The sequence below is a fragment of the Pseudactinotalea terrae genome (assembly GCF_009733845.1).
GTDB lineage: Bacteria > Actinomycetota > Actinomycetes > Actinomycetales > Beutenbergiaceae > Pseudactinotalea > Pseudactinotalea terrae.
On sequence record NZ_WNXZ01000007.1, the window covers coordinates 124,844 to 143,871 of the forward strand.

25 protein-coding genes are annotated in these 19,028 nt (G+C 71.6%); all 25 read left to right on the forward strand.

All coding sequences use genetic code 11. The features are described 5' to 3' along the window. Window positions 1-94: 94 nt before the first annotated feature. On the forward strand, window positions 95-1,480 hold the full coding sequence (fliD, locus tag GPA03_RS19285) for a flagellar filament capping protein FliD (RefSeq protein WP_156253690.1): 1,386 nt from the start codon (window positions 95-97) through the stop codon (window positions 1,478-1,480). Window positions 1,481-1,502: 22 nt separating this feature from the next. Then, the gene (fliS, locus tag GPA03_RS19290; RefSeq protein ID WP_156253691.1) at window positions 1,503-1,925 is read left to right on the forward strand and encodes a flagellar export chaperone FliS; all 423 of its coding nucleotides are present in this window, start codon (window positions 1,503-1,505) and stop codon (window positions 1,923-1,925) included. Beyond that, a complete protein-coding gene (locus GPA03_RS19295) occupies window positions 1,925-2,239 on the forward strand; it encodes a hypothetical protein (protein ID WP_156253692.1) in 315 nt (104 codons plus the stop codon). Before fliS ends, GPA03_RS19295 begins: the two co-directional genes overlap by 1 nt. A gap of 128 nt (window positions 2,240-2,367) precedes the next feature. Next, window positions 2,368-2,709, forward strand: a complete 342-nt coding sequence (locus GPA03_RS19300; RefSeq protein WP_156253693.1) for a flagellar basal body rod protein FlgB — start codon at window positions 2,368-2,370, stop codon at window positions 2,707-2,709. Next, a complete protein-coding gene (locus GPA03_RS19305; RefSeq protein ID WP_156253694.1) occupies window positions 2,709-3,098 on the forward strand; it encodes a flagellar basal body rod protein FlgC in 390 nt (129 codons plus the stop codon). Before GPA03_RS19300 ends, GPA03_RS19305 begins: the two co-directional genes overlap by 1 nt. After that, window positions 3,098-3,400: a flagellar hook-basal body complex protein FliE gene (gene fliE / locus GPA03_RS19310; RefSeq protein WP_156253695.1), complete on the forward strand. Its 303-nt coding sequence runs from the start codon at window positions 3,098-3,100 to the stop codon at window positions 3,398-3,400. Before GPA03_RS19305 ends, fliE begins: the two co-directional genes overlap by 1 nt. Then, a complete protein-coding gene (fliF, locus tag GPA03_RS19315; protein WP_156253696.1) occupies window positions 3,400-4,986 on the forward strand; it encodes a flagellar basal-body MS-ring/collar protein FliF in 1,587 nt (528 codons plus the stop codon). Before fliE ends, fliF begins: the two co-directional genes overlap by 1 nt. After that, a complete protein-coding gene (gene fliG / locus GPA03_RS19320) occupies window positions 4,983-6,014 on the forward strand; it encodes a flagellar motor switch protein FliG (RefSeq protein WP_241681386.1) in 1,032 nt (343 codons plus the stop codon). The genes fliF and fliG overlap by 4 nt, the downstream gene beginning before the upstream one ends. Continuing rightward, window positions 6,004-6,603: a FliH/SctL family protein gene (locus GPA03_RS19325; protein ID WP_156253697.1), complete on the forward strand. Its 600-nt coding sequence runs from the start codon at window positions 6,004-6,006 to the stop codon at window positions 6,601-6,603. Before fliG ends, GPA03_RS19325 begins: the two co-directional genes overlap by 11 nt. Further along, window positions 6,600-7,937, forward strand: coding sequence for a FliI/YscN family ATPase (locus GPA03_RS19330; protein WP_156253698.1), 1,338 nt, complete (start codon window positions 6,600-6,602; stop codon window positions 7,935-7,937). The genes GPA03_RS19325 and GPA03_RS19330 overlap by 4 nt, the downstream gene beginning before the upstream one ends. Next, the gene (locus GPA03_RS19335) at window positions 7,934-8,365 is read left to right on the forward strand and encodes a flagellar export protein FliJ (RefSeq protein ID WP_156253699.1); all 432 of its coding nucleotides are present in this window, start codon (window positions 7,934-7,936) and stop codon (window positions 8,363-8,365) included. Before GPA03_RS19330 ends, GPA03_RS19335 begins: the two co-directional genes overlap by 4 nt. Next, complete coding sequence (locus GPA03_RS19340) at window positions 8,362-9,054, forward strand: C40 family peptidase (RefSeq protein ID WP_156253700.1); 693 nt, start codon at window positions 8,362-8,364, stop codon at window positions 9,052-9,054. The genes GPA03_RS19335 and GPA03_RS19340 overlap by 4 nt, the downstream gene beginning before the upstream one ends. Further along, window positions 9,051-10,229 (forward strand): flagellar hook-length control protein FliK, encoded by a 1,179-nt coding sequence (locus tag GPA03_RS19345; RefSeq protein ID WP_156253701.1) that lies wholly within the window; start codon window positions 9,051-9,053, stop codon window positions 10,227-10,229. Before GPA03_RS19340 ends, GPA03_RS19345 begins: the two co-directional genes overlap by 4 nt. A gap of 13 nt (window positions 10,230-10,242) precedes the next feature. Continuing rightward, window positions 10,243-10,656 (forward strand): flagellar hook assembly protein FlgD, encoded by a 414-nt coding sequence (locus tag GPA03_RS19350; RefSeq protein ID WP_156253702.1) that lies wholly within the window; start codon window positions 10,243-10,245, stop codon window positions 10,654-10,656. A 21-nt stretch (window positions 10,657-10,677) separates the two neighbouring features. Continuing rightward, complete coding sequence (locus GPA03_RS19355) at window positions 10,678-11,850, forward strand: flagellar hook protein FlgE (RefSeq protein WP_156253703.1); 1,173 nt, start codon at window positions 10,678-10,680, stop codon at window positions 11,848-11,850. Window positions 11,851-12,087: 237 nt separating this feature from the next. Continuing rightward, a complete protein-coding gene (locus tag GPA03_RS19360; RefSeq protein WP_156253704.1) occupies window positions 12,088-12,393 on the forward strand; it encodes a flagellar FlbD family protein in 306 nt (101 codons plus the stop codon). Continuing rightward, window positions 12,375-13,148, forward strand: a complete 774-nt coding sequence (locus tag GPA03_RS19365; RefSeq protein WP_156253705.1) for a motility protein A — start codon at window positions 12,375-12,377, stop codon at window positions 13,146-13,148. The genes GPA03_RS19360 and GPA03_RS19365 overlap by 19 nt, the downstream gene beginning before the upstream one ends. Further along, window positions 13,145-13,960 (forward strand): flagellar motor protein MotB, encoded by an 816-nt coding sequence (locus GPA03_RS19370; protein WP_156253706.1) that lies wholly within the window; start codon window positions 13,145-13,147, stop codon window positions 13,958-13,960. The genes GPA03_RS19365 and GPA03_RS19370 overlap by 4 nt, the downstream gene beginning before the upstream one ends. A 46-nt stretch (window positions 13,961-14,006) precedes the next feature. Next, window positions 14,007-14,909 carry a flagellar motor switch protein FliM gene (locus tag GPA03_RS19375; protein WP_241681387.1) on the forward strand — a complete coding sequence of 301 codons (903 nt, stop codon included), beginning with the start codon at window positions 14,007-14,009 and terminating at the stop codon, window positions 14,907-14,909. Further along, window positions 14,906-15,577, forward strand: a complete 672-nt coding sequence (fliN, locus tag GPA03_RS19380; protein WP_156253707.1) for a flagellar motor switch protein FliN — start codon at window positions 14,906-14,908, stop codon at window positions 15,575-15,577. The genes GPA03_RS19375 and fliN overlap by 4 nt, the downstream gene beginning before the upstream one ends. After that, window positions 15,577-15,993 carry a FliO/MopB family protein gene (locus tag GPA03_RS19385; protein ID WP_156253708.1) on the forward strand — a complete coding sequence of 139 codons (417 nt, stop codon included), beginning with the start codon at window positions 15,577-15,579 and terminating at the stop codon, window positions 15,991-15,993. The genes fliN and GPA03_RS19385 overlap by 1 nt, the downstream gene beginning before the upstream one ends. After that, entirely contained in the window at window positions 15,990-16,844 is an 855-nt protein-coding gene (fliP, locus tag GPA03_RS19390; protein WP_156253709.1) for a flagellar type III secretion system pore protein FliP, read from the forward strand. Before GPA03_RS19385 ends, fliP begins: the two co-directional genes overlap by 4 nt. Window positions 16,845-16,847: 3 nt before the next feature. Then, on the forward strand, window positions 16,848-17,123 hold the full coding sequence (gene fliQ, locus GPA03_RS19395) for a flagellar biosynthesis protein FliQ (protein WP_156253710.1): 276 nt from the start codon (window positions 16,848-16,850) through the stop codon (window positions 17,121-17,123). A gap of 6 nt (window positions 17,124-17,129) precedes the next feature. Continuing rightward, the gene (locus GPA03_RS19400) at window positions 17,130-17,891 is read left to right on the forward strand and encodes a flagellar biosynthetic protein FliR (RefSeq protein WP_156253711.1); all 762 of its coding nucleotides are present in this window, start codon (window positions 17,130-17,132) and stop codon (window positions 17,889-17,891) included. Next, window positions 17,891-19,012 carry an EscU/YscU/HrcU family type III secretion system export apparatus switch protein gene (locus GPA03_RS19405; protein WP_156253712.1) on the forward strand — a complete coding sequence of 374 codons (1,122 nt, stop codon included), beginning with the start codon at window positions 17,891-17,893 and terminating at the stop codon, window positions 19,010-19,012. The genes GPA03_RS19400 and GPA03_RS19405 overlap by 1 nt, the downstream gene beginning before the upstream one ends. Window positions 19,013-19,028 lie beyond the last annotated feature (16 nt).

Consider the following 19,028-nt stretch of genomic DNA (forward strand, 5'->3'; position numbering starts at 1 on the left):
TCGTCACACCCGTCACGCCCGAGACCGGGCAGGGACCCACGGATCCCTCCCGGTCCCGGGCGTGACCCGCATCGATCACCGGAAGGAGCTCACGATGAGCTTCGGCATCGACGGCATCATCAGCGGCCTCGACACCACGTCACTGATCAACGCCCTCGTCAGCGCCGAGGGCGGCACCCAGCGGCAGCTGGTGGCGAAGCGGACCTCCGCCGAGAGCCTGATCGCCGCCTGGCAGTCGCTGAACAGCAAGGTGGCCGGGCTGACGAAGCAGGCGCAGGACCTCACCGGGTCCGCGCTCGAGCCACGGACCGCGACCGCGACCAGCACGGCCGTGACGGCTGTCGCCGCACCCGGTGCCGCCACCGGCGAGGTCAGCCTCACCGTCACCCGGCTCGCCCAGACCCAGTCCTCCGTCACCGCGGCGATGAGCGCCTGGCCCGCTGACCCACCGGTGCTGACCGTACGGGCCGCCGACGGCACCCTGACCGAGATCACCGCCGCCACCACCAGCCTCGACGACGTCCTGACGGCCGTGAACGAGGCCGACGCGGGCGTGGCCGCCTCGAAGATCGCCACCGGCACCGACCCCACGACCGGCGAACCGCTCTTCCGGCTGCAGCTCACCGCCGCCGACACCGGCGCGGCGGGTGCGTTCGACATCTTCACCGGGACCGCAGCCGAGGTGGCCGCGGGGACGGCCGCGGACCTCTTCACCCAGCCGGGCGCAGCACACGTGCGGACCGCGCAGGACGCCGCGGTGTCGCTGTGGGCCGGGACCGCGGCCGAGCAGCAGGTCACCTCCGCCACCAACACGTTCACCGACCTCATCACCGGTGTCGACATCACCGTCACCGCCACCGGTGACGAGCCGGTGACCGTCACCGTCGGCGACGACGCCGAGGCACTCGAGGAGTCCGCGAAGGGCCTGGTCGACTCCCTGTCGGCGATCTTCGCGGAGATCGCCGCCCGCTCCAGGTTGACGACGAGCACCGACGCGGAGGGCAAGACCGTGGTCAGTGGCGGCCTGTTCGCCGGCGACTCCGCATCACGTGACGTCTCGGCGCGGTTGATCGGTGCAGCCACGGCACCGGTCGAGGGCCGCTCACCGGCCGAGATCGGGATCGTCATCACCCGGTACGGCACGGTCGAGTTCGACGCCGAGAGGTTCCGGGAAGCGCTGGCTGCCGACCCGGGACACGTGTCCGCCACCCTCACCACCATCACCGGGCGCGTCGCCGCGGCCGGTGAGGTGATCTCCGACGCCCGCGACGGGACCCTGTCCCAGCGCATCACCGGCCATGAGCAGCAGGTCAAGGTCATCGGCACCCAGATCTCCGAGTGGGACAGCCGCCTGGAGACCAAGCGGACCACGCTGATGCGGCAGTTCACCGCCATGGAGGTCGCCCTCTCGAAGCTGCAGGCCCAGCAGTCGTACCTGACATCCCAGCTCGCCTCCCTTGCGGCACAGACGACGAGCTGACCCGGAAGGACCCGCACCCACCATGTCGACACTGACGAACGCCCGCGCCTCGTACCTGGCCGATCAGGTCATGTCCGCCTCCCCGCCGCGGCTGCTGACGATGCTGTACGACCGGTTGCTGCTCGACCTCGCGCGCGCCGCGAAGGCCCAGGCCGACCAGGACTGGCCAGCTGCCTCGGCGCAGCTCATCCACGCCCAGCAGATCGTGACCGAGCTCATGACCAGCCTCGACCTCGACGCCTGGGACGGCGCCCAGAACCTCCACGCGATCTACGCCTACGCACTCACCCAGCTCGTCGAGGCGAACACCGGCCGTGACCGTGCGATCACGTCCGCCCTCATCGAGATCCTGGAGCCGCTGCGGCAGACGTGGCACGAGGCCGCCCAGCTCGCCTCAGCAGGCGCCCCCGGATCGGCACCCACGGGCGCCCTCGGGATCGGCTGATGACCGACCCCGCGGGCCGCCACGACGCGTGGGTGAGGCTCCTCGACGACCTCGCCGCCGAGGCCTCCGGGCTGCGGGAGCAAGCCACCACCACCGACGCCGCGACGACGGTCGCGCCGTGGCAGGAGCCGGCGGCGCTCGGACCGCTGCCGGGCACCTTGGCGGCCCGGGCACAGGAGGTGCTCGCTGCGCAGGAGGACGCGATCACGGTCATCAGCGCCGCCATGGAGCGCGCCCGCCGCCACCACGACGCCGTGGCCGCCGTGCCTCGCCCGCACCCGGCAGGCCCGGTGTACATCGACCTGCGCGGCTGAGACCGTCTAGACAGCTGGCTCGGTTCGCTTACAGAAACCGCGGACCTGCCGACAGAGACTCTCGAGCACGGATCGCTCACGACGCAAGGCCACGGATGGGCTGACGACGACGCGAAGTGGACCTTGTCGTGCTCTCATCGGTGACCTCGCTGGCGATCGCCAGTGCACTCGACGGCCTGGCCGGGCGCCAGCGCGCCGTCGCCTCCAACATCGCCAACGTCAACACACCTGGCTATACCGCCCGCCGGGTCGCGTTCGAGGACGCCATCGTCCGCTCCGTGGCCACCGGCGATGGTCGCGCCACTGCGACCGAGTCCCGCTCGCTCGAGCCGACCCGGCTCGACGGCAACAACGTCAACCTCGACACCGAGACGATCTCCAGCATCGACACCGTGCTCCGGTTCCAGTTCGCGGCACGTGCCGCCGACGGGCCGTTCACCGCGCTCCGGACCGCGATGAGGACGAGCTGATGACCTTCGACGCGATCGGTGTCGCGGGCACGGGTCTGACCGTGCACCGCAAGTGGCTGGACGCCATCTCCGACAACATCGCCAACGTCAACACCGCCACCTCGACCGACGGCGAGGCGTTCCGTGCCCGGTACGTGATCGCCACCGAGGGCACCGATGGCGGCGTGTTCGTGCAGGGCGCGGCATGGGGCGACCCCGACGGTCGCCTGGTGCACGAGCCCGACCACCCGTTGGCCGACGAGGACGGGTACGTGCGCTATCCCGACGTCGACATGGGTGCGCAGATGTCCCAGCTCATCCTCGCCCAGCGTGGCTACCAGGCGAATGCTGCCGTGGTCGACCGCGCCAAGGACACCTACACCGCTGCCCTGCAGATCGGACGGAACTGATGCCCATCACCCCCATCGGCGGTGTGAGCGCCGTGACCGGCGCGAGCCCGACGGCCGCCGTCGCGAGCGCCCAGAGCACCGGCGAGTCGTTCGGTGCGTCACTGACCGGCGCCCTCGAGGAGCTGCAGGCGTTGCAGGGCACCTCCGACGACCTGGCGATCCGCGCCGTCACCGGTGACCTGACCGACATCCACCAGGCGACCCTGGCCGCCACCCGCGCCCAGGTGACCCTCGAGCTCGTCGCGACGCTGCGGAACAAGGGCGTCGACGCGTTCAACGAGATCATGAGGATGCAGGCCTGATGGCGGCGCGCCTCGGCTCGTGGTGGGGCCGGTTCAGCGAGTTCGTCGGCAGCTTCAGCCTGGCGCAGCGCACCCTCGCGCTCATCGGCGTCGCCGTGCTCGTGCTCGGGTCGGTGGCACTGTCGTCCTGGCTGGCGCGGCCCTCGTTCGCCCCGCTGTTCACCGGGCTGTCGGCAGCCGACGCCAACAGCATCGTCGACCAGCTCCGCACCAACGGGGTCGACTACGAGCTCACCGAAGGGGGCTCGACGGTGCTGGTGCCCGAAGCGGACGTCTACGATCAGCGGCTGCAGGCGGCCGCCTCGGGGCTGCCGTCGGCCACGACCAGCGGGTACTCCCTCCTGGACGACATGGGCGTGACCACGAGCGAGTTCCAGCAGCAGGTCACCTACCAGCGCGCGCTGGAGGGCGAGCTCGCCGCCACCATCAGCGCGATGTCCGGGGTACGGACCGCGTCCGTGCGGCTCGCGATCCCCGAGGAGACCGTGTTCGTCTCCGAGAAGGTGGCACCGACGGCGTCGGTCTTCATCGAGACCGAGAACGGGGTGTCGCTGTCGACCGACCAGGTCCAGGCCATCGTGCACCTGACCTCGGCAGCGATCGACGGCATGGCGCCGACCGGCGTGGCCGTCGTCGACGCCGGCGGCAACGTGCTGTCGGCGGTCGGGCAGGGGGCGGTGGGCACCCCGGACCAGCAGGCCACCGACTACGAGCAGCGGGTCGCCGCCCAGGTGCAGACGATGCTGGACCGGGTGCTCGGCCCGGGACACTCCACGGTGATCGTGAACGCGCAGGTCTCCACCGAGTCAGCCGAGCGTGTCGACGAGACGTTCGAGTCTCCCGAGGATGCGCCCGCGCACTCGTCCTCGACGACCACCGAGACCTACACGGGCGGCGGGGGTACGGCGGCCGGTGTGCTCGGCCCGGACAACATCGCCGTCCCCGACGAGGACCAGGAGGCCAGCGAGTACAGCTCGGAGACCGAGGTCCTCAACAACGCGGTCAACTCCTCGACCCAGACCACGGTGATCCCAGCCGGCTCGCTCACGCGGCAGTCGGTCTCTGTCGCCGTGGACGCCGCTGCCGCAGCCGGGCTGGACATGGGTGAGCTGACCACCCTCGTGGCGACCGCCGCCGGCGTCGACGCCGAGCGTGGCGACGTCGTCACGGTCAACGCCGTCCAGTTCGACACCTCCTCGGCCGAGGCCGCTCAGGAGGCGCTCGCGGCGGCAGCCGCGGCGGAGGAGGCCGCCCAGCAGGCCGAGCTCGTGCGCACCGCGCTCATCGTCGGCGCGGGCGTGCTGGTCGGCGTGCTCGGGCTCATCGTCTACGCCCGCCGCAATCGCCGTCAGGCCCGCGAAGAGCTTGATCTCGGTCCGGCTGTCATCGACAGCCTCGAGGACGACCCGGACCCCGAGCTCTCACCGGGCGAGAGCCTGCTGCAGCTCCCGCCACCGCCGTTCCTCGACTCCGCGCCGGAAGACCTCGATCGCAAGCGCACCGAGCTGGACGCGCTCGCCGTTCGTGAGCCCGACCGGATGACCGAGACGCTCCGTGGTCTGCTCAAGGAGCGGACACCGCTGTGACCGCCGCTGCCTCCCTGACCAAGGGACGCCTGACCGGCGTGCAGAAGGTCGCGCTGACCCTGATGCAGCTCGACAAGGAGAACGCCGCCGCCTTGCTGGCGAGGTTCACGGAGTCCGAAGCCGCCGAGATCACCGCTGCCATCCTGCAGATGCAGCGGGTCGACGCCGAGGTGGCCGACGACGCGATCTCCGAGGTCCACGACGCCGCCGTGACCGGCCGGTACCGCACCCGGGGTGGCAAGGATGTCGCGCTGGGGCTGCTCGAGGCATCGCTGGGATCCGAGCGCGCGGCCGGGGTGCTCTCCCGGGCCGAGACGACGATGGCGGGCCAGCAGTTCGACTTCCTGGATGCCGTCGAGAACCATCACATCGTCCAGATCCTCGAGGGGGAGCACCCGCAGACGGTCGCCCTGGTGCTGGCACACCTGCGGCCGGCGCGCGCCTCCCGCCTGCTGGCGGCTCTCCCGGAGCAGAGTCAGCCCGACATCGCTCGGCGGATCGCCACCACCCAGTCACCCTCGCCCGATGCGGTCGCGCTGGTCGCCGATGCGATCCAGCAGCGCAGCGGTGCCGCGCTGGCGGCCAAGGATCCCTCCGAGGTGGTGGGGGGTCTGCCGCCGCTGGTGGACATCATCAACCACAGCGACAAGCGCACCGAGACCTCGGTCCTCGAGGGCCTCGACCGGATCGACCCGGAGCTCGCCGAGCAGATCCGCGCCCAGCTGCTGACGTTCGTCGACGTCGTCTACGTCGACGACCTAGACCTGCAGCAGGTCCTGCGAGGCATCGACCCGACCGTGCTGGCGGTGGCGCTCAAGGGCGCCGCCCAGCCGGTGATCGACAAGGTCCGGCGCAACATCTCGGCGCGCAACGGCGAGGTGCTCGAGGAGGAGCTCGCCCGGTCGATCCGGCTGCGGACCTCCCAGGTCGAGGACGCGCGCGCCGAGATCGTCTCGCTGATGCGCGAGATGGAAGCGGCCGGGGAGCTCGTGGTGCATCGCGACGACGAGGACGGCTATGTCGAGTAGGGCGTTCGCCCCGGCGCTGCCGGTGATCGTCACCGGCGAAGCGGCTGCGGCCGCGGCCAACGCGACGCGACGGGGTCATGCAGCCGGCTACGCCGCCGGTCTGCGTGCGGCGTCCGAGAGCATCGCGGCGCAGCTGGCGCAGCACGACGCCGAGCACGCCCAGCTGCTGGAGCGCACCCGCGCCGAGGCGGCGCGCGCGCAGGCGGCGATGGCCGCGGCGGCGCGCGAGTTGCGAGCGCGCGAGGTCGGGGTCGTCGCCGATGCGCAGGACTGCCTCCTGGCGGCTGCGATCGACCTGGCCGAGGCGATCCTGGGGGTCGAGCTCACGGACGGACCGCTGTCGGCGCGGGCAGCGGTGACGCGCGCGCTGTCCACGGTCGGGGAGGCGTCGGTGCGGCTGATCCGCGTCAACCCGGCGGATCTCCGTCACCTGGACCTGGACACGACAGCCGGTGTGCAGGTCGTCGCCGACCAGGACGTGCCGGCAGGCGATGCCGTCGCCGAGCTCGACGACGGCTACCTCGACGCCGCGATCGGCAGCGCCCTGCACCGCGCGAGGGCGGCCCTCGAGAGCGGCGGGTCACGATGAGCACGACCACCGCGTTCCGCCCGCACCCGGAGCGGTTCGCCCGCGCCCTCCGGCTCGCCCGGCCCGAGCGCGTCGGCGTGGTCACCTCCGTCGTGGGGCTCGGCGTCGAGATCGCCGGGCTGAACGCCCCCGTCGGCGACCTCGTCACGGTCGGCGACGGGAACACCGCCGTCGACGTCGAGGTCATGGCGGCCACTGCCGGCGGGATCCGGTGCATGCCGTTGGCACCGACACCGGGGCTGCGGGCCGGTGCGCCCGCGCGCTCCCGGCATGCCGGGGTTCTCGTGCCCACAGGCAACGGCCTGCTCGGTCGCGTCCTCGACGGGATCGGCCGCCCGATCGACGGCGGTCCGCTGCCGCCGATCGCCGCTCGTGTGCCGATCGCGAACCGGCCGCCATCCGCCCTGGAACGGACCAGGATCAGCGAGCCGCTGCAGACGGGGGTGCGCGTCCTGGACACCCTGACCACCATCGGCCGCGGGCAACGGCTCGGCCTGTTCGCAGGCTCCGGCGTCGGCAAGTCCTCGCTGCTGTCGATGATCGCCCGAGGTACCGAGGCGCCCGTGTCGGTGATCGCGCTCGTGGGCGAGCGCGGCCGGGAGGTACGCGAGTTCCTCGAGGACGACCTGGGCGAGGCTGGTCTCGCGCGCTCCGTCGTCGTCGTCGCGACCGGTGACGAGCCGGCGCTGATGCGGCTGCGTGCGGCGTTCACGGCGACGCGCATCGCGGAGGCGTTCCGGGACGAGGGCGCCGACGTGGTGCTGATGATGGACTCACTGACCCGGGTGGCGATGGCTCAGCGTGAGATCGGGCTGTCGGTCGGTGAGCCGCCCGCGACCCGCGGCTACCCGCCGTCGACGTTCTCGCTGCTCGCCCAGCTGCTCGAGCGGGCCGGGACGGCGGCGCGCGGGTCGGTCACCGGCCTGTACACCGTGCTCGTCGAGGGCGACGACCACAACGAACCGGTCGCTGACGCGGCCCGGTCCATCCTCGACGGGCACGTCGTGCTGGATCGCAAGCTCGCAGTCGCCGGGCACTTCCCGGCGATCGATGCGCTCGGGTCGATCTCGCGGGTCGCGAACCGGGTGACCACGCCACAGCAGCTGGCGGTGGCGACGCTGCTGCGGCGGGCCCTGGCGGCACGCCACGCCGCTCAGGACCTCATCGACGTGGGCGCCTACAAGAGCGGCACCAACCCGCTGGTGGACGCCGCGCTCGAGCACGCGGATGCGATCACCACCTTCCTGACCCAGCCCATGGACGAGCAGGCATCCGCTCGCGAGTCCTGGGAGCTGCTGTCCGGCCTGAGCCAACGCCTCGGAGGCACCCCATGACCTCGTTCCCGCTCGCAGGACTGCTGCGGCTACGACACCTGGAAGAAGATCAGGCTGCCGCGAACCTCTCCCGCGCGCACTCACGCCGCCGCGAGCTCGCCGAGCGCGCGGACGCCGTCATGATGGACCTGACGGCGACCTCGCAGGCACCGGTGGGACGCAGCACCCTGCTCGCGCTCGCGGCCTCGCGAGCCTCGACCAGCGGGCTGCTCGGTGAGCTGGGCGCACTGCGCGACGTCGCCGATGCCGACCTGGACGCCGCGCAGGACGCGCACCGCGCGGCGAAGGCCGCGGCCACGTCCGTGGAGAAGCTCGAGGAGCGGCACGAGCTCCACGTCACCGGCGAGGCTCGACGGCGTGAGCAGCTCGTCCTCGACGAGTCCGCGACACGGGCCTGGTCGGTGCGTCACGAGGAGGCTGAGCGGTGAGCGTCGCGGCGATCACAGCGCGGATCGGGCAGATCGAGGCCGGCATCGCATCGCTGCAGTCGAGGTCCCTGCAGCACGTGGCCGCTCCCACGACGACGAGCACCAGCGGGAGCGGGGCGGTCGTCACCGCGGGCACCGATACGGCGACAACGTTCGCCTCGGCACTCACCGCAGCCAGCACCCCTGCAAGCGCCAGCAGCCTCGCGAGCGCCGTCAGCCCCGCCCCCAGCCCCGCGAGCCCCGGCACCGTGAGCGGCGGCAGCACCACGGGCGACGACGTCGTCACGGCCGCCAAGCGCTATCTCGGGGTGCCGTACGTCTGGGGTGGCGAGTCGCTGTCCGAGGGCGGGTTCGACTGCTCCGGCCTCGTGCAGCAGGTCTTCGGCGAGCTCGGCACCGACCTCCCGCGCACGGCGCGCCAGCAGATGACCGCCGGCGAACCGGTGGCCTCGCTGGCCGAGGCCCGCCCGGGCGACCTCATCGTCACCCGCGGTGGCGGCCACATCATGATCTACATCGGGAACGGCCAGGTGCTGCACGCACCGCGCCCCGGGGAGGACGTGCAGATCCGCGACCTGTTCGAGACCGATGCCGACATCACGGCCATCCGCCGCATCGTGCCCGCCGGCGGCAACGCCGATCTCGTCGCCGCCGCGGCGCGAACCGCGGTGACCGGAGCCTCCTCATGAGTATCCCGATGATGCTCCCAGCCGTGTCGGTGCCGACCCGCACCGCCGGCCAGGGGAGCGCCGGCGTGCCCGGATCCGCGGCGTTCGCATCGCTCCTGGAGACGCTGACCTCCCCGACCGGGCAGCCCGCCGCAGGCGACGGGCCGGTGGCCGATGACGGCGCGGCCGCGACGCCCCCGACGAGCCGCGAGGAAGACCCGACAGCTGTGCTGCTGCCTGCCCCGGAAGGGCTGCCGCGCATGGCTGGGCACCCGCTCGAGAGCGCGGCCGTCGCCGACCCCGGCGCTGCCGACCCCGCCGCGGAGGTGCCGGCCGCGGTGGCCACCGATGAGGTCGCCGACGGCCAGGGCGTCGACACAGCTGCTCTCGAGGCGGGCATCGACACGGCCGTCATCGGTCCTGCCCACGCGCCGGCTCGCGCAGGCAGCGAGCGGCCCGCAGCAGCGATGACCGCCGCCAGCCACGCTCCCACGCTTTCCCCGGCCGCCCTGCAACGCTCCGACGTCGAGGAGCGCGCTCCCGCCGCACACGGCACGGCCGCAGCACCCCTGGGCGGGATGGCGGCCCCAGCGTCCGCCCTCGGTCAAGCGGCACGAGCTCCGACGCCGGTCGACGAGACCGCCCAGCGCGTGCCGTCGACCCCCATCGCGGCGCTGACCGGCGACGGCCCCACGGCACCCAGCCAGCTGCAGCCCACGCCGGGCACCGCCGCAGCCGCTGCCCCGGCCGCGCCCGCACACCCGGCACCCGCAGCCCCGCTGGCTCGTCAGGTGGGCCCCGAGCTCACGGCGCTGCGCACCGCACCCGCCGGCGAGCACACCCTGACGCTCTCGATCACGCCGGACGAGCTGGGGCCGGTCACCGTGAAGGCGCACATCGGCAGCGACGGGATCCGCATCGAGCTGTTCGCGCCGGAGCTCGGCCGGGACGCCCTGCGTGCGATCCTCCCCGACCTTCGACGCGACCTCGCCGGCGGTGGCCTGCCCCACGCCACCCTCGATCTCGCGACCGACCAGCGCGAGCACGGGGGCGCGGGCGACCCGCGTGCGGGCCGGCGCCCGCACGACCAGCCGCCCGGCCGGGGCGGCACCGGCGACCGGTTCGCCGACGCCGGCGCCTCACCCCTGACCGGCCACGTGCCTGCCGGCGCGACCAGCCTCGACATCCTGCTCTGAGAGGACTCCAGCCATGCCCATCGACCCGATCGCCGGCGCGGACGCCGTCACCGGCGCCGGCGCCGTCACGCCACCCAAGCAGTCCCTGGACTCCGAGGTGTTCCTGCAGCTCCTCGTCACGCAGATGCGCAACCAGGACCCGTCGTCGCCCATGGACACGACGCAGATGATCTCCCAGACCACCCAGCTCGCGACGATGGAACAGCTCACCACGCTGACATCCCTGACCGAGGAGTCGTTCTCCCTGCAGATGCGCCAGGCCGCCGCCGAGCTCCTCGGCCGGCAGGTGACCTACACGGACGCCGACGGCCAGGAGCAGAGCGGCCTGGCCGAACGTGTCTCCTACGCCACCGCGGTACCGATGGTGACCATCGGTGCCGCCACCATCGCCCTCGACGCCGTCTCCGGCGTCACCACCACCCCCTGATCCCCAGAAAGGGACACTCTCATGCTGCGCTCACTCACCTCGGGCATCACCGGCCTGCGCGCCCACCAGCAGATGCTCGACGTCACCGGCAACAACATCGCGAACGTCAACACCACGGCGTTCAAGGCCGCCCAGACCCGGTTCCAGGACACCCTGTCCCAGCTGGTGGAGAACGCCAACAGCCCCCAGCAGCAGGCCGGTGGCACCAACCCCGCGCAGATCGGCCTGGGTGTGCAGGTCGCCGCGATCGCGACGAACTTCACCCAGGGAGCACCGCAGCCCACCGGGCGTGCCAGCGACATGATGATCAGCGGTGACGGATTCTTCGTGGTCCGCAGCGGCAACGAGACCCTGTACACGCGTGCCGGCGCCTTCGACTTCGACGCCCAGGGCAGGCTCGTCACCTCGGACGGCGCGTTCGTCCGGGGCTGGTCGGCTGTGAACGGCGTCGTGAACCCGAACGGGCCGCTGAGCGACCTCACGCTTCCCGTGGGGGCGCTCGCAGGTGCCGAGGCCACCACGAGCGTGATCCTGGGCGGAAACCTGCCCTCCGACGCCGAGGAGGGCGCGGAGGTCGTCCGCGACGTCGAGGTGTTCGACGACCTCGGCGTCGCCCGTCGCCTGACGCTGACCTTCACCCAGACGGCCGGTCAGTGGCTGGTCGAGGGCACCGACGGCGCCGCCACCGCCCCGGCGCAACCGCTCACCTTCACCGCAGGCGCGCTCACCGGCGGCGGGACGATGACCGTGGGTGGGGTGACGGTGGACCTCACGGCGTTGACCGGGTACGCGGACCTCAGCACGGTCGAGGTCACGGACTCGGACGGCCGCGCGGCCGGTGAGCTGGAGTCCTTCAGCCTCGCGCCGGACGGCACGCTCGTGGGTGCCTTCTCCAACGGCGTCAAGGAGCCGGTGGGCCGGATCGCGCTCGCGGGCTTCACCAACCCGGGCGGTCTGGAGAAGGCCGGCGGCTCCGGCTACCGGGCGTCCGCCAACTCGGGGGACGCCGTGCTCGGCGTCCCGGGCGACGGCGGGCTGGGCAGCCTGGTCGGCGGTGCGCTCGAGATGTCGAACGTGGACCTCTCGCAGGAGTTCACCAACCTCATCGTCGCCCAGCGCGGCTTCCAGGCGAACAGCCGCATCATCACGACCTCGGACCAAGTCCTCGACGAGCTGGTGAACCTCAAGCGCTGAGCAGGTGGCCGACCGCACCGCTGACCGGCTCTCCTGCCACCGAGAAGGTGGTTCTGCCCGGTTGCGGCCGTCGAGCAGGGGGTTCTGCCCGCTGACAAGCCTCTCAGCGGGCAGAACCCCCTGCTCGGCGCTGCTGAACACGGTGGTCGCACCGGGTCGCTGAGGTGGAACCGCCTTACACCGGGCGCGCGCCAGCCGACAGTGCCTGTCGAGGCAAACAGCAGACAGGACCGACGCATGATCCACCTCACGCGGCTGAACGCCACAGCATTCGTGATCAACCCGGATCTCGTAGAGCGCATCTACGCGAACCCGGACACGACGCTGACGATGGTCGACGGCACGACGTTCGTCGTCGCGGACTCCGTCGAGGAGGTCATCGAGCGCATCATCGACTTCCGTGCCGCCGTCGTCGCGCGTGCCCGGGATCTCCCGCCCACCGGTCCCGCACGCCTCGGACTGGTGACCGAACCTGGCGAGCCCGCCGCTCCCCGCGCCCTGCGCCCCCTCCCGAAGGACTCCTCGTGGACCCCGCATCCCTGATCGGCATCCTGCTGGCGTTCGGCGCGCTGTACGGGATGATCACCCTCGAGGGAACGCACCTGTCGGCGCTGCTGCTGCCGGCGCCGATCCTGCTGGTGCTGGGCGCCACCATCTTCGTCACCGTCGCCGGGGGCACCCTGCAGGATGCCAAGCGGGCGGTGCTGGGACTGGGGAAGGCGCTGAGGGGCAGGCCCACCCCGCCGCGGCGCACCATCGACTCCCTCGTGGATCTGGCGCACAAGGCGCGCGACCAAGGTCTGCTGTCGCTGGAGGCTGAGCTCGAGGACGTCGACGACCCGTTCTTGCGGGACGCGCTGCAGTCCATCGTCGACGGCGCCGACTCCGAGGACCTGCGCGTCACCCTGGAGGATCGCGTGGCGACCAAAGCCGCCCTGGACCGCCAGCAGGCCAAGTTCTACTCGGACATGGGCGGCTACGCGCCCACGATCGGCATCGTCGGCACCGTGGTGTCGCTGGTGCACGTGCTGGAGAACCTCGCCGACCCCGCCAGCCTCGGTCCTTCCATCGCTGCGGCCTTCGTGGCCACCCTCTGGGGTGTCATGACGGCCAACTTCATGTGGCTGCCGGTCGCCAACCGGCTCAAGCGGCTCTCCGGCCTGGAGGTGGACCAGATGAACCTCGTCATCGAGGGCGCGCTGGCGATGCAGTCCGGCTGCCAGCCACGGGTCCTCGACGAACGTCTCAGCGCCCTGGTGCCGGCCGAGAAGCCGAAGTCGGTCAAGGCGGCTGCATGAGCGCGCGGCGGGCCCGCTCCCGGAGCCGGAGCAGCCAGCACGGCGACGAGCACGCCGACGAACGCTGGTTGGTCTCGTACTCCGACATGATCACGGTCCTGATGGCGCTGTTCATCGTGATGTTCGCCATCTCGAGCGTCGACCAAGGCAAGTACGAAGAGCTGAGGAACGCGCTGCAGACCGGGTTCGGCACGGTCGACGAAGGCAAGATCGACACCGCCGCCGGGGTCGTCGTCGCCGCTGACGACGTCACCCAGGTGACGACGGGCGAGCCGACGAACCTGGAGCTCGCCGTGCTCGAGGTCGCCGAGCTGCGGACCCTGCAAGGGCAGATCGAGACCGCGCTGGAGGAGCACGGACTGCTGGAATCGGTCCGCGTCACCCTGAACGAGCGCGGCCTGACGATCGGGCTGGTGACCTCGGAGATGTTCTTCGAGCCGGTCGACGCCGAGCTGACCGAGCGTGCCGAGCAGGTCCTCGACGTCATCTCACCCTCCGTGGTGGCATCCCCGTTCGCGGTGTCGGTCGAAGGGCATGCCGATGCGATCACCCAGACCGCGCCCTTCCCGACGAACTGGGAGCTGTCCGCGGCGCGGGCCACGCAGGTCGTCCGGCACCTGATATCCAGTGGCGGGATCGCCCCGGAACGCATCCTCGCCATCGGGTACGGGTCGTCGCGCCCACTGGCCATGGGCACGGACGCCGATGCCTTGGCGATGAATCGGCGGGTGGACATCGTGGTGCTCTCCGACGCGCCGGACGCCGTGCGCGCGTTCATCCCGCACGTGCTCCAGTCCGAGCCCGACGTCTAGACAGCGGCCACTTACATCAGCCGACATCACGCCGATAGTGCGTGATGTGACCGCCACCATCGCCCATACGGACCTGGGCGCACGAGAAGCGGTGCCCTACGACTTCCGCCGGCCCACCGCCCTGGCGCGTGAGCAGTCCCGTGTCCTCGAGGTCGCGTTCGAGACGTTCGCTCGGCAGTGGGGTACCCAGCTCACCGCCAAGGTCCGGGTCCGCACCAGCGTCCAGCTGCGGGACGTCCGCCTGCTCACCTACGACGCCTACACCGCGGCGCTGCCGACGCTCACCACCATGGTGCTCGCCGAGCTTCCCGAGCAGGACGCCGGCGCCGTCGTGCAGTTCCCGGCGGCAGCCGCCCTCGCCTGGATCGGCCACATGCTCGGCTCCGCCCCCGAGAACGCGGACACTCCCGAACGAGAGCTCACGGGGATCGAGCAGACGCTCGTGCGCCGCCTCATGACCGACACCCTCATCGACCTGCAGTACTCGATGGGACCGACCCTGATGCCCTCGGCGCCGGTCGTGCAGGCGCTGCGGTTCAACGCCCAGTTCGCGCAGGCCGCCGGCCCAGCCGAGCAGATGATCGTCGCGAGCTTCACCGTGACCTATGGCGACCGGTCCTGCCCGGCGTCCCTCGCGCTGCCGGCGGACGCCGTGCTGCCGCTGCTCGGCGCGGACGGCGCGCTCGCGGCCGACGCCGGTACCGCCGACCGGATCACCTCGGCCGTGCTGGACGTCCCGGTCGACATCTCCGTGCGCCTCGCACCGCTCCCGGTCCTGCCGAGCGTGATCCTCGATCTTGCTGTGGGAGACACCATCCCGATCTCCCACGCCGCGACGCGTCCGCTGGACGTCGCCGTCGGCGACCAGGTCCTTGCCTCGGCAGCCCCCGGAACGGCTGGTTCCCGGCTCGCCTGCGTCATCGTCACCACCGAGGAGAAGCCATCATGACCGCCACCGCCACCGCCACGCTGATCCAGACCGCCGAAGCGGCGCTCGGGCTGCTGCCGGTCCGAGCGGCGGGCGTGCGCGAGCGCATGCCTGCGGACCCGGGCATCGACGGGACCAGCGCGTTCCTGGCCTCGTTCGTGGGGGCTCGCTCCGCCGACGTCGCGCTCGGGCTCCTCGCACCGCTGCCGACCGACGGCGCGGTCACGACGAGCGACATCCTGCGACCCGCCCTGGAGGCGGCGACCGGCGTCCTCGGCTCCGGGCTGCTGGGCGAGGTCACCGCAGGCGACGCGACCGGCCTTCTCACGGCGCCTGAGACCGTGGTCTACGACCTGCTCGATGCAGGTGGTGACGCCGTGGGCTGGTTCGCCATCTGTGTCCGACCCTCCGGAGGGCGTCGCGCGGCCGCAGGCGTGCCGCGCCTGTCCCGCATCTCCGACGTGGAGATGACGCTGACCGTAGAGATCGGCCGCACCCGGATGAGCGTGCGAGACGTGCTGAACCTGGAGCCCGGCGGCGTCATCGAGCTCGACAGGTCCGCCGGTGCGCCCGCGGACCTGCTGCTGAACGGCCGCCTGATCGCGCACGGTGAGGTCGTCGTGGTCGATCAGGACTACGCGATCCGGGTGACGCGGATCCTGGACATGAACGATGACGAGGACGACTGATGGATGGGCTGCTGCTCGGCCTGCGGGTGCTGCTGTCGCTCGCCTGCGTCCTGGGGCTGATGATGCTCGTGCATCGGCGCGTCAGCCGGGCCGGCGGCAAGCGCCGGTCGGCCGACCTGGCGGTCCTCGCCCGCCAGGGGGTCGGCGGCAAGGCGCAGATCGTGCTCCTGGAGGCCGCTGGGCAACGCTTCCTGCTCGGCGTCACCGAGCACCAGGTGAACGTGCTGCACACGAGCGAGGCCCCCGCCGTCGAGTTCGAGACCGCGCTGGCTGAAGCCGCCGGCAAGGACGAACCGGTCGATCTGCTCCCCTCCGCCTCGCCCCGCCACGAGGGGGCAGGCCCCTTGGCCGGCTCGCTGCTCGAGGTGGGCACCTGGAGGGCCGCGCTGCGCGCCGTCTCCGGTCGGAACGCATGATCCCAGCCCGGTCCACTCGCGGCGTCTGGATCCGTCGCGCGGTGCTGCTCCTGCTGGCGGTGCTGGCTGCCGCGGTGCTGCTGCTCGCGCTGACCTCCACCGGCGCGCACGCCGACACCACGGAGGGTCCCACCGACCCTGTCGTGCCCACCGACCCGGCGGCCCCGAGCGACCCTGCCGCCCCCGGCGTCTCGGTCTCGATCAACGGGCCCAACGACGCCCCCAACAACGCGATCGTCACGCTGCTGGCGGTCACAGCCCTGGCCGTCGCGCCGTCGCTGCTGCTGATGGTGACGTCCTTCACGAAGATCTTCGTCGTGCTGGCCCTGACCCGCAACGCGCTCGGCCTGACCACCGTGCCGCCGAACCAGGTGCTGGCCGGACTGGCGCTGTTCCTGTCGATCTTCATCATGGGGCCGGTGCTGGGCACCATCAACGACGTCGCGCTGCAACCGTTCCTCGCCGGCGAGGTCCCGCTCAGCGCGGCTGTCGAGCTCGGCTCGGGTCCGCTGCGCGAGTTCTTGCTCGCGCACACGCGCGAGGAGGACATCGCCCTGATGACCCGGGCGGCCGGTCTGGAGAACCCCGCCGAGGCTGCCCTGACACCGATGTCGACCCTGGTGCCGGCCTTCATGATCTCCGAGCTGCGGGCGGCGTTCGTGATCGGGTTCGTCATCTTCATCCCGTTCCTGATCATCGACCTCGTCACCTCCGCGGCGCTGATGAGCATGGGCATGATGATGCTGCCGCCGGTGATGGTGAGCCTGCCGTTCAAGATCCTGCTGTTCGTCCTGGTCGACGGCTGGGGGCTGATCATCACCGCCCTCGTGACCTCCTACCAGGGGACCTGACCGGTGGACACCACCGCCGTCCTCGACCTCGCCGTCTCCGGGCTGGTCCTCGCCGCGAAGCTGTGCCTGCCGATCCTGGTGACCGCGCTGGTGGTCGGTTTCGGGATCTCGCTGTTCCAGTCGATGACGCAGATCCAGGAGATCACGTTGTCGTTCGTGCCGAAGGCCGCCGCGGTGGCGGTGGCACTGCTGATCAGCGGGCACTGGATGGTGTCCGAGCTCATCACGTTCACGCACATGCTGTTCGCACGGCTCCCGGATCTCTTGAGCGGCGGCTGATGCCGCGTGGAGGTCTCGCTCGACCAGTCCTGGGTGGAGGCGGTGCTGCTGGCGTCGGTGCGGGTGGCGGCGTTCCTCTTCATCGCGCCGCCGTTCGCGCACACCGCCGTCCCCGCCCGGGTCAAGGCGATGCTCTCGGTCGGGCTGGGACTGGCCGTGGCACCCGTCGTCACCGCCGGCTACGCCACCTCCACCGATCTCGGCGGGTTCGTCCTCACACTCCTGGACCAGCTGTTCATCGGGGCCGCGCTGGGAGCGCTGGTGGCCGTGGTCTTCGCCGCCGTCCAGTCCGCGGGTGGGTTGATCGACCTGTTCGGCGGGTTCGCCATGGCGCAGGCGTTCGACCCGGGCATGCAGGTCTCCGGGGCCCAGTTCTCGCGTCTGTACCAGCTCACGGCCCTGGTGCTGCTGTTCGCCTCCGACGGCTACCAGCTGATCATCGCGGGCCTGACCCGGACGTTCGCCGTGCTGCCGCTGGGTGAGAGCCTGCCGGTCGTCGATCCCGCTGCGGCGCTGGTGGCCGGGGTGACCAGCATGTTCCTGGCGGCGCTGCAGATCGCCGGTCCGCTGCTCGTGGTGCTGTTTCTCGCCGATGTCGGGCTCGGTCTGCTCAATCGGGTCGCGCCCGCGCTGAACGCGTTCTCGCTGGGGTTCCCCCTGAAGATCCTGCTGACCGTCACGTTCGCCGCGACCGCGTTCCTGGCGCTGCCGCGGATCGTGGCGTCGCTGACCGATCAGGCCGCCACGATCCTGCTGGGGGTGGGCTGATGGGCGACAGCAGCAGCGAGGAGCGGTCCGAGCAGGCCACCGAAAGGCGGATGAAGAAGGTCCGCGAGGATGGCCAGCTCTCCCGATCGCAGGATCTCTCGGCCTGGTTGGGGATCGGAGCCGGGGCGCTCGCGCTGCCGCTCACGCTGCGCAACGGTTCCCAGGCCGCCCAGGACCAGCTCGTGACCGTGGAGCGCGTCATCAGCAGTCCTGAGCCGGGACTTGCGCTGGGCGCGCTCGAGAACGGGCTGACGTCGCTGATGGGCACCCTCGCACCGGTGCTGGTCGCGACCTGCGTGGCCGCGGTCGCGGGCACGGTGCTGCAGGGTCGGGTGCACCTGAAGAAGTTCAAGGTGTCCGCGGAGAGCCTCAACCTCGTGTCGGGGATGAAGCGGACCTTCGGGCCGCAGGCCCTGTGGAACGGCGCCAAGGCCGCCCTGAAGACGGCGGTCGTCGCGGCGGTGCTGGTGGCGGCGGTGCAGGCGCTGACCCCGATCCTGCTCTCCTCGGGGGGTTTGTCGGTCGCGGCGATGCTGTCCGCTGCCGGGGGTGGGGTCGCGTCCCTGCTGCAGTGGGCCGTGGTGGCCGGCCTCGGCCTCGCAGCGGTCGACGTGTTCGTCGTCGGCCGCCGCAACCGCAAGAAGACGCGCATGACGAAGAAGGAGGTGAAGGACGAGAACAAGACCAGCGAGGGCGATCCGCTGGTGAAGTCCCACCGCCGCGCTCGGCAGCTGGCGATGTCCCGCAACCGCATGATCGCTGCCATCAAGGACGCCGACGTCGTCCTCGTCAACCCCACGCATGTGGCGGTCGCCCTCAGGTACGAGCCAGGGCGATCCGCCCCCCGGGTGGTCGCGAAGGGTGCGGGGGCGATCGCCACCCGGATCCGTGAGCAAGCAGGAGACGACGGCGTCCCTCTGGTCGCTGACATCCCCCTCGCCCGGGCGCTGCACGCCGCGTGCGAGATCGGACAAGAGATCCCCGTCGAGCTGTACGACGCCGTCGCGAAGGTCCTCGCGTTCGTGATGGCGCTCGAGCGCCGCGGCGCCCGCACACCCGGCCGGACGTACACCGTGCCGACCGGTCCGACGGCGCCCCACCACCATCCCCGGACCGCCTAGGAGGCCGATGTGAACC